The sequence below is a fragment of the Burkholderia sp. A9 genome (genome assembly GCF_000801975.1).
On sequence record NZ_JSZN01000016.1, the window covers coordinates 289,544 to 301,359 of the forward strand.

The following is an 11,816-nucleotide window of genomic DNA, read 5'->3' on the forward strand; positions in this document are numbered from 1 at the left end:
GATTTATTTGAGCAGCGGTGCAAGCGCTTCCCGGAGCGCCGTGTCCTGCTCCGCCGTCAGGCTGCGATGCGGTTTGCGGACATAGCCGGTGCCATAACCGCGCAAATGCGCTGCGTGCACGACCGACGGAATGTAGTTTTCGCGCCAGATGTAGAGGATCGACGGCAGCATCCGCTTCCACAGCGAAAGTGCTTCGCCATACTTCCTTTCCGCGAGGAAGTTATAGAGATCGACGGCCTCTTTCGGCATGAAGTTCGCCGCCCCCCAAATTGCACCGACGGCACCCGCCATCAGCGCGTAAATGGTCGTCGGATCAGCACCGTTCAGGACGTTGATCGATTCCCGCAGATACTCCTGGTGCGTTGCCAGATTGCCGGCACTGTCCTTGATGTAGTTGAAATTGGACAGTTGCGCGAGACGCTTGAGCAACGCGGTCGAAACGGCGATACCCGTGGCTTGCGGGATGTTGTAGCCGACGATGTCGATGTTGATTGCGTCGTTCACTTCCTCGTAGAACGCAAGCAGGCCATCATCGTCGGTAGGGCCTTCGAAATACGGCGGGAGCACCATGATTGCGTCGGCGCCAACCGATTCCGCGTGACGGGAACGGCGAACCACTTCGTCTACGTTCAGCGCCGACGTTTGGCAGATGACATTGCAGCGACCATTGACGCGCTTGATCCCGAGCTCGTACAGGTTGTTGCATTCCGCCTCAGTCAGATACGGATGCTGCCCGGTGCCTGAGCCGAGCACGAGGCCATGAACACCCGCGTCGATGTACTTTTCGATCAGCTCTTCAAACACGCTGAGATTGATCGATCCGTCCTGGTTGAACGGGGTTTGCATTGCGAGATTGATACCTGCCAGCTTTGCCATTTCAGCCTCTCTGATTGAATTAAACTTCGATGCCTGCTTTTCTGAACCGCATTCCGGTGACGAATCGAACCCCCAACGACGTGATAAGTCGCGGATAGGCTCGGACCGGCCGAACTTTTCGCTTGAGGATCTCGATCGACGGGCTGTTCATACCCGTGGCGAGCTCGGCGACCGCCTTTCCGAAGGCAGTGCCACGAGAAACGCCTGTGCCATTGCAATACGCCGCCCCATATACATTCGGTGCGATCTCACCCCAGACCATGCCGCCGTTCTGGGTCAGCGCCATCACGCCGCCCCAGCTCGCTTCGAAGCCCATCGAAGCAAGTTGCGGCCAGCGACGTTCGAACGCGACTTGCTGTTGCGTGCGCGCACGCATGACGTCTTCGACCGACGTCTTAAAGTTGTCGGCGTAGGAGTAAACGTTACGAAGAAAGAGACGATTGTCGAACGTGCGCCGCACCGTCGTACCGAAGCTGTTTGCCGGAATGAGACCGTACGTCTGATGGCTTCCGACCTGCGCGATCTCCTGCTCGGTAAGCGGTCGGGTCATGCTGGCGAACGTATAGACGGGTATCGCGGAGTTCGGATAGAACCCGAAGTTCTGAAGGTAGCCGTTCGTGCAGAGGATGACCTTGGTCGCCTTGATCGTCCCGGTCTGCGTCTCGAACTGATGATACGGTTTCCCGAACAATGCAGACAAAACCGGCGTATTCTCATAGACCGTCACGTTCGCCGGCAGCTTGCGAGTCATGTTCTTCAGGTACTTCGCGGGCTGCAGCAGAATCGTCCCCGGGTGATGCAGCGCCTTGATGTAGTGTTTGCTGCCCGTCATATCCTGCATCGCTTCGCGTTCGACCCAGCTGTATTTCTGGCCCATGCGGTCCAGCGCTTTCGAGAACTGCACCAGATCGGCCACACCGTTCTCGGATGCCGCCGCATGGTACTTACCTTGGGGATCCCAATCGCAGTCAACGCCCAGTTCCTCGACTGCCTTCCTGAGGTAAGCGTTGCCTTCGGTGTTAACGTACAGTTCGTCGCGATTACCCTGCTCGTCCTCGACAAAATCACGCTTGCGCGGATTGTGCGAAAGATCGATCGCAAAGCCCATGCAGCGTCCGGACGCGTTATTGCCAATACGCCCCGCATCGACGAGCACCACCTTCGCCTCCGGGCGAAGTTCCGCATAGCGTCGCGCTGCATGGACACCCATCCAGCCGGCTCCGATCACGAGGACTTCGCACGTAACTTCGCCTCGCAACGTGTTCAACGGCAGTTCCGGACCCGACGTCAGATACCAGCCAGACGGCGTGGCCTCCTTCTGAGGCGGGTCGACGGTGATACGTGCTTGGGACTCCATAGCGATTCCCCTTTGCAATGCTTGAACGGACAAGATCAATCTCCTTAGAAACAGCAGCGTGTCTCAAACACCTATCGCCAACGTGCAAGTACCGTCTTCCGGCACACGACCCTCAACTCCTCGCGCAGAGCGATTCTTTGTACGGGATTACCCTGACGGCGCGATGTTGTCCCAGGTCAAACGCCATCGAGAATCACCCTTCCTCATTTCTGTTAAAAACTATAAGAGGACCAAAAAATTCTCGCAATAAAAATTTTCAACATTTTTTTTGCAGAGAAGAAATTCTCCAAACGCGCCCGTGTCGTCTAGGGTTAACGCCTATCTCGTCGCGATCTGGCAGGTAAAGAGAGCCCTCCAAGCCGTCCGTAAGGGAGCCTCGTAGCTGGATCAACTGTAAAAACGCCAAAAAATTATTTCAACAAGAATTTTCACATAACTTTTCTTGCCATAAGAATTCTCGGCACGACGGTGGATGAAGTGAGGGCACGCCGTAGGTGCTCAAGTGGCGGCAGCACGCTCCGAGTCAACGGAGATGCGCACGGAAGGAAGTCGCTGGCGCTCAACACGGCGCCGCGTACAAGGGGGAAGGGAGATGAGTGGGGATGTCGGGGGATTCACTTGCCCGCATCAGACGGACCGGATATCGCCCGAAGATGGGGCCGGCCGCCGCCGCACCGCGAAGCCTCGAAGGGAGTCGGCGGCCTGCACGTCGAAGCGGCCTAGCAGTAGCCGACTCGGTACACGCGGCCCGTTTCGGGGCCGTCCACGCTCCGCACGTATGCCAACCCGACCCGCGCGGAACTGACGGGTTCAAAACCGGGGAAGTATGGTCCGAATGACGGGACGGACTCCTCGAGCATCGTCGGACTGACCAGATTGATGCGCATACCGCGCTTCAGATCGACCGCCGCACCTTTCACAAACCCCTCGAGCGCCATGTTGACGCTCGATGCGTTGGTCCCGTCGCGGACCGGTTCATGTGCGGAAATTCCGCCCGTGAGCGTGAATGAGCCTCCGTCGGTCATCCAATGCTGACCGACCAAAACGACGTTGACCTGCCCCATCAGTTTGTCGCGCAATCCGACGGAGAATTGTTCCGGCGTCGTCTGGTCGAGTGGGCCGAAATGGACTGCACCCATCGCAACCACGATACCGTCGACTTTCCCGATCGACTGAAACAATTTCTGGACGGCCACGGAGTCGGTCGCATCAACCCGGAGCTCTCCTTTCGTGGCTCCTACCTGGATAACGTCATGACGCCCGGCCAACGCGGCAACCGCCGCCCGGCCAATCGTCCCGGTCGCACCAATTACGACAATCTTGCTCATCAAAATCTCCATTCATCAGTTGAACTAATGGACAATGTCAACGCAACGCATGCGTTTCATGCTGCGCGCGACATCAACGGTGACTGCAATGCAAGCGGTCGCCGAAGACGGTTGCCCGTCTTTCAGCGCACGTTCCTAATACGTTGGAGGCGCGATGACCCAGACGATCTGCGTCTCCGAATCGCTGCGGTTTACCCAGCTGAACGGTTCCCGTGCAATTCTGAAAGTGTCACCCGCCGACACCTCGAAATGGTGGCCGCCGATCCATATCTCCAGCTGACCTTTCAGAACGTAGCCCTCTTCCTCAGTGTCACGAAGCGCTTCCTCCCGCGTTGCGCCTGCCGCAATCGTCGTCAGGAATGTTTCGAACGCGCCGCCGATACTCGGCGACAGCAGTTCCTCGGAAAGCCCGTCCGGCCCGTCACCGAGGCGCCGCCGTGACGTTGCCCGGACGATGCGGCCGACTTCGGCAGTCGGCTTGTCGTCGGACACGAAAAACCACCCCAGTGGAACGCCGAGCGTCTGCGCAACTCGCTTGAGGTCAGAAATTGAAATTTCCGTGCGACCCCGCTCGAGCTGACTGATGAAGCTGATCGATCGGCCGGTCGCGAGCGCCAGTTCAGCAAGCGTCTTGGAACGTGCCTTGCGCAAGTTGCGAATCTCCATACCGAGCGTCGCCCGGTCCAGCGCAACATCGCTGATGGCAACTGCATTTAGTCCCTGTTCACGCACTGGCTTGGCCATGAGCGCACTCCTACTTTGAAAAAAATTTCCGGACAAATTTACCACAAAAAAATCTGGCCGCTTTTTCTCTCTCCTCAAACACTCTAAACGTCAACGTCGGAGCAACCTCCAGACATCCCGCGGTGCTCCTGCGTGCTTCTTTGTGAACGCACCCGTGACGGTCGGCCCGCACCGTTGGCCTTTCGGTCGAATGCCAGCCTGACCCGAGTATCGGGGTCACCAGCCTCGCCAAACGGGGCTCGACCCCTGACGTGATGCCTGCCTCGGCGGGTCCGCCTCTTTTGTTTGAAAATGTATTCCCCCCACAAATTTCTTGCAACAACAAAAAAATCGCGATATTTTTTTGTGCGTGCAAAGCCCCACGAGTCGTTTCGGAGAGATGCCAGTCCGAGCGCAAGCATGTGGGTGCATGGACACCAACGGCTGGAAGGCACAACCAAAGGAATGAAGATGAAACGCGTAAACTTCACGCAGATGAAAGATGGTACGGCGGAGGAGTATCGCCTCCTTGGACAACTGGAAGAACAGTTTTGCGAGAAGACTGCCGATCGGCTACTGGCCGAATTGCGCCGCCAACAGAACGATACGCTCGAGGGTTATCGCATCACTCGGTTGGAACATGCGCTTCAAAGCGCGACACGAGCGCTACGCGATGGCGCTGACGACGACTGGGTCGTCGCGACGCTCTTTCATGACATCGCGGATGGCTTTGCGCCCCGCAATCACGATCGCACTGCGGCGGAGATCCTCCGACCCTATGTACGTGAGGATGTGTGCTGGGTCATCGAGAATCACGGCCTCTTTCAAACGTTCTACTACGGGCACCATCTCGGCTGGGACCGCGACGCTCGCGACAAATTCCTCGGTCATCCGCTGTATCAGACGGCCGCCGACTTTTGCGAACGATGGGACCAGGCATCGTTCAACGATAAATACAATACCGAGCCGCTGGAGACGTTCATCCCGGCGGTGAAGCGCGTTTTCGGACGCAAACCCTATTGGTACATGGACCAGAGCAACCGACGTCTTTACGGTTAGGCGCGGTCCGGAATCCTGGCTCGCAGCCATCCGATCCCGACAACCGCCGTTCATGAGTGCGCCCCGGCATGCGGACAGACGCATGCTTTGACGCGATCGGTGTACATTGTTGCTCGTCGCTTCGGCGGCGTCGGGCGGAGAGATATTGTTGGATGATGAGCGAGAAACGGAAATGCCTTCACAAACGAGTTCGAATCCATCGACCAATCCCTTGTGGTTTCGGCCTGCACCGCGACGGCAGCATCTGGCCGATACGATAGACGCGGATGTGGTCATCGTCGGCGCCGGCTATACGGGCCTTTGGACAACTTACTACTTGTTGAAGGCTCGGCCTTCGCTCCGAGTGGTGCTTATCGAGCGAAATGTCGTCGGATTTGGTGCATCGGGGCGCAATGGTGGCTGGGCGTCGGCGATTTTCCCGATCTCGCTTTCTCGCGTGGCGCAGATGTATTCGCACGAGGCCGCCCTGCATCTGCAGGCGGCCATGAACGCAACGGTCGACGAGATCGGCCAGGTGCTCGAAACAGAGAATTTGGATGCAGATTTCCAAAAGGAAGGCTTTATATCGTTAGCCCGAAGCGACGCCCAGCTTCTCCGGGTACTTTCTGCCGTTGAAGCTTCGACGCGCTTCGGCCTTCCTGCTCAATGGCAAATACTCGACTCCGTCGTCGCTCGCGAAAAGGTCGGAGCGCGCGACGTGATTGGTGCTCTTTACACTGAGCATTGCGCGGTCATCCATCCTGGCAAGCTGGTACATGGTCTTGCGAAGCTGGTCGAAAGCATGGGCGCGCGTATTTACGAGAATTCCGAGGTAAAAAGCATCCGCCCCGGGATTGTCAGCACGGCCAACGGCACGGTGAAGGCTGAGACTGTAGTGCGCGCAACGGAAGCGTTCTCGTGTCAGCAATCGGAAAATCGCCGCTCTGTCATTCCACTCTCCTCGCTCGTACTTGCTACCGAGCCGTTGCCGCTCGATATGCGCAGAAGGCTTCACCTCGACCATCGCTTAGCATTCAACGATATGCGCCACCTTCGTGTGTACGGACAGGTGACCGCCGACGGACGACTGGTTTTTGGTGGTCGGGGAGCCCCTTACAAGTGGGGCTCGACAATATCGGACGACTTCGGAGACGCTCATGACAAAATCCGCAAGTCGATGGTGGGGTTCTTCCCGGAACTGGCTGATGTGGCTATCACTCACCGTTGGGGTGGTGCACTCGGTGTTGCCCGTGATTGGTGCCCGACCGTAAGTATGGACAAGCGTACTCGAATCGCGTGGGCCGGCAACTATGTTGGGGATGGCGTCGCGACAAGCAATCTGGCCGGGCGTATTCTCAGCAATTTGATTCTTGATGTTGACGAGAAGATTAATAGCTTGCCGTTCGTCAACCACCAATCTCCTTCGTGGGAAGCCGAACCTTTGCGCTGGTTCGGCATCAACGGTGGCCTTTTCGCCGCCGGGTTGAGTGACCTCGAGGAGAAGTTGACCAATCATCCGTCGCGTACTGCCATGCTTATGGAGAAATTGACGGGGGCGCATTAGAAGGTGGCTCGCGCGGGAATCGGTATCGAAGGCAACTTGCCGCCGCGGACACTTTCCGCTCAACCGGCTTCGATCAGCGATGACCGCCGTGCCGCTGGCGCCGCTGCGCTCGTCGGCCCGGTTGGCTCCGCGGATAACGCATCATCGCGACGTCCACCGAGCTGCGGATGACGTACCATTCGCCTACCCCTCGGGGGCGACACGCTCCAGCAACCGGCTTCGTCGCGGAAAAAGAAAATAGTCAATTCCCGCCCTGCCACCACTGCATCGACGCGCACGCAACGAACATCGTAAGGATGACCGAGGCCCGAGCGAGTCAGTCGGATCGCGTTCCCGCCCGTTGTGCCAAACCACTTGCTAACGATCCAGCGTAGCGATTGCCCGCGCTCCATTTCCCGCTCCCTGATGCTCGACACATCGACACCCTGGCCCTGCGCCGGCGAGTGATCGCCGGCCTGGCAACACCGCTCCGGCTAGATCTCGATCATCTCGAAGTCGATCTTCGTCGCGGAACATTCCGGGCAAATCCAGTCGTCCGGGACGTCCGCCCATCGCGTCCCGGCAGGGATGCCCTCGGCCGGCATGCCTTCCGCTTCGTCATAGACGAAGCCGCACAGCACGCACTGCCACAGTTTGAATTCCAGCTGTACCGGCTCGCTTTTCGGTTCGGTACCATGGCCAGTCTCATTCACGTTTGCACTCATCTGATTCACCATTTCATCGATCTTCAAAACCGGCGGCCGTCCGATCGCGCCCGCCGGCGTCAACAATGCGACCCACGCGCCGCCGTTCAGGCTCCTACCTTGACGTCTCGCAAGAAGCCCCCATCTTCGGCCACTTTCAACAGCAGATCGCTCGGCTTCCATCGCTTCCCGTAGCGCTCATGCCATTCGCATACCTGACGATAGATCTCCTTCGCACCGATCGAATCAGCCCAGTACATCAGGCCACCGCGATGTCGCGGGAACCCGAAACCATAGAGCCACATGACATCGATGTCGCTCGCGCGATATGCCTTGCCGTCCTCGAGGATCTTGCATGCTTCGTTGACGGATGCGAACAGCATCCGCCTCAGGATTTCATCGTCGGTGAACGTACGTTGGGGAACGCCGAGTTCCTTGGCGACCTCCGCGATGATTCGGCGGACTTCCTCATCCGGATGGGGCGTGCGATCGCCCTCGATGTATCGATACCATCCGGCGCCCGACTTTTGCCCCTTTCGCCCCAACTCCACCATGCGGTCCGGGACGTGGAGTTTCCGATAAGTCGGATCCGCTGCCGCACGGCGTTTGCGTGTGTCGTAGCTGACATCGAGCCCGGACAGATCGCTGACCGCGAACGGTCCCATCGGATAGCCGAACTCGACCATGACTTTGTCGACCTGCTCGGGAAGCGCGCCCTCCTCAAGCATCAGCATCATCTCGGTGACGAGCGGTGCACGACTGCGATTGGCTGCGAATCCGTCGCAGGTGCCTGACACCGCGCTGACCTTGCCGAGATCCCGGCCCATCCGTGATGCACGCACGATCGTCTCGATCGAAGACTGGTCGCCTCGGACGATCTCGCACAGTTTCATGACGTTCGCTGGCGCGAAGAAGTGCGCGCCCGCAACGTCTTTCGGCCGACTGGTCATCGCGGCCATGGTGTCGATGTCGATCGCGGACGAGTTCGTGAGCAGCAATGCGCCGCGCTTCATCACCGCATCCAGCTTCGAAAATACTTCGCGCTTGAGATCGATGCGCTCGAATACCGCCTCGACCACCGCATCGCAATCCGCGATTTCTTCGTAACGCTCGGCGGTGCGGATGCGCGCCATGCGCGCGTCCATTTCCGACTGCGTGAGGCTTCCGCGCTTAACCCTGACCGCATAAGTATCGCGAATGCGATTGAGGCCACGCTCCAACGCCTCGGGCGTCGCCTCGATCACGCTGACGGGGATCCCGGCATCCGCGAAACACATTGCAATGCCACCTCCCATCGTCCCCGCACCGATCACGGCCGCGGATGCGACCCGCGCAGGCTTGAGGTCGGCCGGCACACCGGGAATCTTCGCGGCCTCGCGCTCCGCGAAGAACGCATAGCGCAGCGCGCGAGCCTCGTCCGAACCTTCGAGTTCCGCAATGGAACGCTGCTCCAGCGCAAGGCCCTCGTCGAAGGGCTTGTCGATCGATGCTTCGACACATGCGATCGCATGCTGAGGTGCCATCAGCTTTCTGGCGCGCGCTGATGCTTTCGCGCGCGCGGCGTCCCAGCGGGTCCTGTCGCGTCGCGTCTCCTCGATGCGCTCCGATCGGTCCCGCACGCGCGGAAGCGGCCGTGCGCAGGCGACGCGCCTGGCGAGATCGAGGGCCGCACCGCGCAAGGAGTCTGGACTCACGACGTCGGTCACGATCCCGAGGCGCAGCGCTTCGTCGGCGGCGACATGACGACCGGTCACGATGATGTCGAGTGCGGCTTCCGGCCCGATCAAGCGTGGTAGACGCTGCGTGCCGCCGCCTGCCGGGATGATCCCGATCGCGACTTCCGGCAGGCCGACCTTGGCATCCGTCGAGGCGATCCGATAGTGACACGCCAACGCGTGCTCGAGGCCGGCACCCAGCGCATAACCGTGAAGCGCGGCAATGACCGGCTTTCGGCTCGCGTCCAGTGCCGCCGTGCTGACGCTGCTGGTGACCGAGCGAGCCTTGCCGAACTGACGGATGTCAGCGCCAGCAATGAAATTGTGCCCCGCACCGATGAGCACGATCGCGTCGACGCCCGGATCGTCGTTTGCGCGCGCAACGCCATCAATGATGCTTTCTCGCATTCCGGGCGCAAGCGCATTGACAGGCGGATTGTCGATGGTAATGACGGCAACGCCGTCCTCCACGTCATATTTCACAAGCTGAAGGTCGCTCATCTCATTTTCCATATCGTAAGAACCATCCGGGAGTGGCCACGCGCGGCATACGCAACACACGCGCTCCAGGCGCAAGCGGGCCACCCCGTTTCGCCGGCGGACACGGCATTCGTGTGCCGCCGAGCCCACTCCCACATCCCTGTGCAACGTCGATCCGATGGTATCATGCGTTTTACTGAATAGCATTAATTCCACTCAGTGAAACCAAGGAACTCATTTGTGTCGTCCGGTCCGTGTGCGTACGGATCGGCTTTCCAGCTGCGCAGAACCGTTGCTGCAGCGCCTGGAAGCGCATGCCGGCCGCGCGGCCGACCCAACCCGTCCGTTCCGAAAACATGGAGGAGTGTCAGCACATGACTATCAGAGGCAAGGCATATATCGTCGGCGCATACGAGCATCCGCTGCGCAAGGCGCCGAACCATTCGGTCGCCCAGTTGCACGCCGAGGTCGCGAAAGGCGCGCTCGATGACGCCGGCCTGTCGAAAGACGACATCGACGGGTATTTCTGCGCGGGCGATGCGCCCGGCGCGAACGCGTGGTCGATGGCCAACTACCTGAACCTGAACAGGCTGAAGCACATCGACTCGACGGACATGGGAGGATGCTCGTACCTGATCCACGTCGCACACGCAGCCCAGGCCATTGCGGCCGGTAAATGCAACGTAGCGCTGATCACCCTCGCCGGTCGGCCGAACTCCGAAGGCATTTCAGGCACCCAGGTGCGGGTGCGTGGCGTCAATCTTCCCGATGCGCCCTATGAGATGCCGTACAACCCGGTGACCGTGAATCTGTATGCGATGGCAGCCATGCGGCACATGCACGAATACGGCACCACGAGCGAACAGCTCGCGTGGGTCAAGGTGGCCGCGTCGCATCACGCGCAGCACAATCCGAACGCGATGCTGAAAAACGTAGTCAGCGTGGACGACGTCCTCGCCTCGCCGATGATCTCGGACCCACTTCACCGGCTCGACTCATGTGTCGTCAGCGATGGCGGTGGCGCCGTGATCGTGGCGCGCCCGGAGATCGCGAAAGCACTCAAGTGCCCGCAGGTCAAGATTCTGGGCAGCGGTGAATCCACGAAGCATCAGATGGGCGGCAAGATCGATCTGACCTACACGGGCGCGGCATGGACCGGCCCGCGCGCATTCGAGGAGGCCGGCGTCCGCCCCTCGGACATCCAGTACGCATCGATCTACGACAGCTTCACGATCACAGTGATCCTCCAGCTCGAGGATCTCGGCTTCTGCAAGAAGGGGGACGGCGGAAAGTTCGTAGCCGACGGCAATCTGATTTCAGGCATCGGAAAGCTGCCGTTCAATACGGACGGCGGCGGACTGTGCAACAACCATCCGTCCAATCGTGGCGGGATCACGAAGATCATCGAGGCGGTTCGCCAACTGCGCGGCGAAGCCCATCCGGAACTCCAAGTACGCGACTGCTCGCTGGCACTCGCGACCGGCATCGGCGGCGCAATCGGGCACCGTCATGGCGCCGCAACGCTCATCATGGAAAGGGAGTAAGCAAATGGCCACCCCATATACCGACCGCAAGATCAACGACCCTGCCTTGAATCCCGGCGACGAGCCGTATTTCGACGCCGCGTCGGAAGGCAGACTACTCGTCAAGTACTGCAATGCCTGCAACGAACCGCACCACTATCCGCGATCGTTGTGCCCGTTCTGCTGGAGCGACGACCTCGAATGGAAGGATGCGCGGGGACTCGGAATGGTCTATGCGTTCAGCGTCACGCGGCGCGGCACGCCGACCCCTTACTGCATCGCCTATGTGACGCTCGACGAGGGCACCACGCTCATGACGAACATCGTCGATACCGATCTCGACGCGGTCAGGATCGGCCAGCGCGTCAAGGTCGTTTTCAAGAAGTCGGAAGACGGTCATTCGATTCCGATGTTCACGCCCGTGGCCGACACGCACGCATAACGGACGGGGCCGCACGGCGGCAGACATGGTTCGCCCGTCGTGCGCAACGCACGGTCCGTGCTACCGCGCCGTCCACTCCTGAACACG

Annotated in this window: 10 protein-coding genes; 4 read left to right on the forward strand and 6 right to left on the reverse strand. The window is 59.7% G+C overall.

Annotated features, from left to right (window positions below; all coding sequences use genetic code 11):
* Positions 1-3 precede the first annotated feature (3 nt).
* The 4 genes from PI86_RS09250 to PI86_RS09265 all read right to left on the reverse strand — a co-directional run bounded on the left by PI86_RS09250 (position 4) and on the right by PI86_RS09265 (position 4,305).
* Entirely contained in the window at positions 4-876 is an 873-nt protein-coding gene (locus PI86_RS09250) for a dihydrodipicolinate synthase family protein (protein ID WP_039321202.1), read from the reverse strand.
* A gap of 19 nt (positions 877-895) precedes the next feature.
* Positions 896-2,266 (reverse strand): NAD(P)/FAD-dependent oxidoreductase, encoded by a 1,371-nt coding sequence (locus PI86_RS09255; protein ID WP_235362722.1) that lies wholly within the window; start codon positions 2,264-2,266, stop codon positions 896-898.
* A 686-nt stretch (positions 2,267-2,952) separates the two neighbouring features.
* Positions 2,953-3,561: a short chain dehydrogenase gene (locus PI86_RS09260; RefSeq protein WP_039321206.1), complete on the reverse strand. Its 609-nt coding sequence runs from the start codon at positions 3,559-3,561 to the stop codon at positions 2,953-2,955.
* A 135-nt stretch (positions 3,562-3,696) separates the two neighbouring features.
* Entirely contained in the window at positions 3,697-4,305 is a 609-nt protein-coding gene (locus tag PI86_RS09265; RefSeq protein ID WP_052319403.1) for a helix-turn-helix domain-containing protein, read from the reverse strand.
* A gap of 450 nt (positions 4,306-4,755) precedes the next feature.
* On the opposite strand from PI86_RS09265, the gene PI86_RS09270 reads away from it, so the two are divergent.
* Positions 4,756-5,343: an HD domain-containing protein gene (locus PI86_RS09270; protein ID WP_039321374.1), complete on the forward strand. Its 588-nt coding sequence runs from the start codon at positions 4,756-4,758 to the stop codon at positions 5,341-5,343.
* 109 nt (positions 5,344-5,452) lie between these two features.
* The gene (locus PI86_RS09275) at positions 5,453-6,886 is read left to right on the forward strand and encodes an NAD(P)/FAD-dependent oxidoreductase (protein ID WP_235362723.1); all 1,434 of its coding nucleotides are present in this window, start codon (positions 5,453-5,455) and stop codon (positions 6,884-6,886) included.
* Between the two features lie 473 nt (positions 6,887-7,359).
* Here the strand turns inward: PI86_RS09275 and PI86_RS09280 are convergent, their stop codons facing one another.
* Both PI86_RS09280 and PI86_RS09285 read right to left on the reverse strand, forming a co-directional pair.
* Positions 7,360-7,590 carry a rubredoxin gene (locus PI86_RS09280; RefSeq protein ID WP_124523522.1) on the reverse strand — a complete coding sequence of 77 codons (231 nt, stop codon included), beginning with the start codon at positions 7,588-7,590 and terminating at the stop codon, positions 7,360-7,362.
* A gap of 86 nt (positions 7,591-7,676) precedes the next feature.
* Complete coding sequence (locus tag PI86_RS09285; RefSeq protein WP_039321209.1) at positions 7,677-9,785, reverse strand: 3-hydroxyacyl-CoA dehydrogenase NAD-binding domain-containing protein; 2,109 nt, start codon at positions 9,783-9,785, stop codon at positions 7,677-7,679.
* A gap of 353 nt (positions 9,786-10,138) precedes the next feature.
* Here PI86_RS09285 and PI86_RS09290 point away from each other — a divergent pair, with 353 nt between their 5' ends.
* Entirely contained in the window at positions 10,139-11,308 is a 1,170-nt protein-coding gene (locus tag PI86_RS09290; RefSeq protein WP_039321211.1) for a thiolase domain-containing protein, read from the forward strand.
* A gap of 4 nt (positions 11,309-11,312) precedes the next feature.
* Entirely contained in the window at positions 11,313-11,729 is a 417-nt protein-coding gene (locus tag PI86_RS09295; RefSeq protein ID WP_039321213.1) for a Zn-ribbon domain-containing OB-fold protein, read from the forward strand.
* Positions 11,730-11,816: the final 87 nt, after the last annotated feature.

Bases quoted from the DNA above. Each gene is read 5' to 3' on its own strand.
- PI86_RS09280 (WP_124523522.1), bottom strand. From the start codon at position 7,590: ATGAGTGCAAACGTGAATGAGACTGGCCATGGTACCGAACCGAAAAGC.
- PI86_RS09285 (WP_039321209.1), bottom strand. From the start codon at position 9,785: ATGAGCGACCTTCAGCTTGTGAAATATGACGTGGAGGACGGCGTTGCC.
- PI86_RS09290 (WP_039321211.1), top strand. From the start codon at position 10,139: ATGACTATCAGAGGCAAGGCATATATCGTCGGCGCATACGAGCATCCG.
- PI86_RS09270 (WP_039321374.1), top strand. From the start codon at position 4,756: ATGAAACGCGTAAACTTCACGCAGATGAAAGATGGTACGGCGGAGGAG.
- PI86_RS09295 (WP_039321213.1), top strand. From the start codon at position 11,313: ATGGCCACCCCATATACCGACCGCAAGATCAACGACCCTGCCTTGAAT.
- PI86_RS09265 (WP_052319403.1), bottom strand. From the start codon at position 4,305: ATGGCCAAGCCAGTGCGTGAACAGGGACTAAATGCAGTTGCCATCAGC.
- PI86_RS09250 (WP_039321202.1), bottom strand. From the start codon at position 876: ATGGCAAAGCTGGCAGGTATCAATCTCGCAATGCAAACCCCGTTCAAC.
- PI86_RS09260 (WP_039321206.1), bottom strand. From the start codon at position 3,561: ATGAGCAAGATTGTCGTAATTGGTGCGACCGGGACGATTGGCCGGGCG.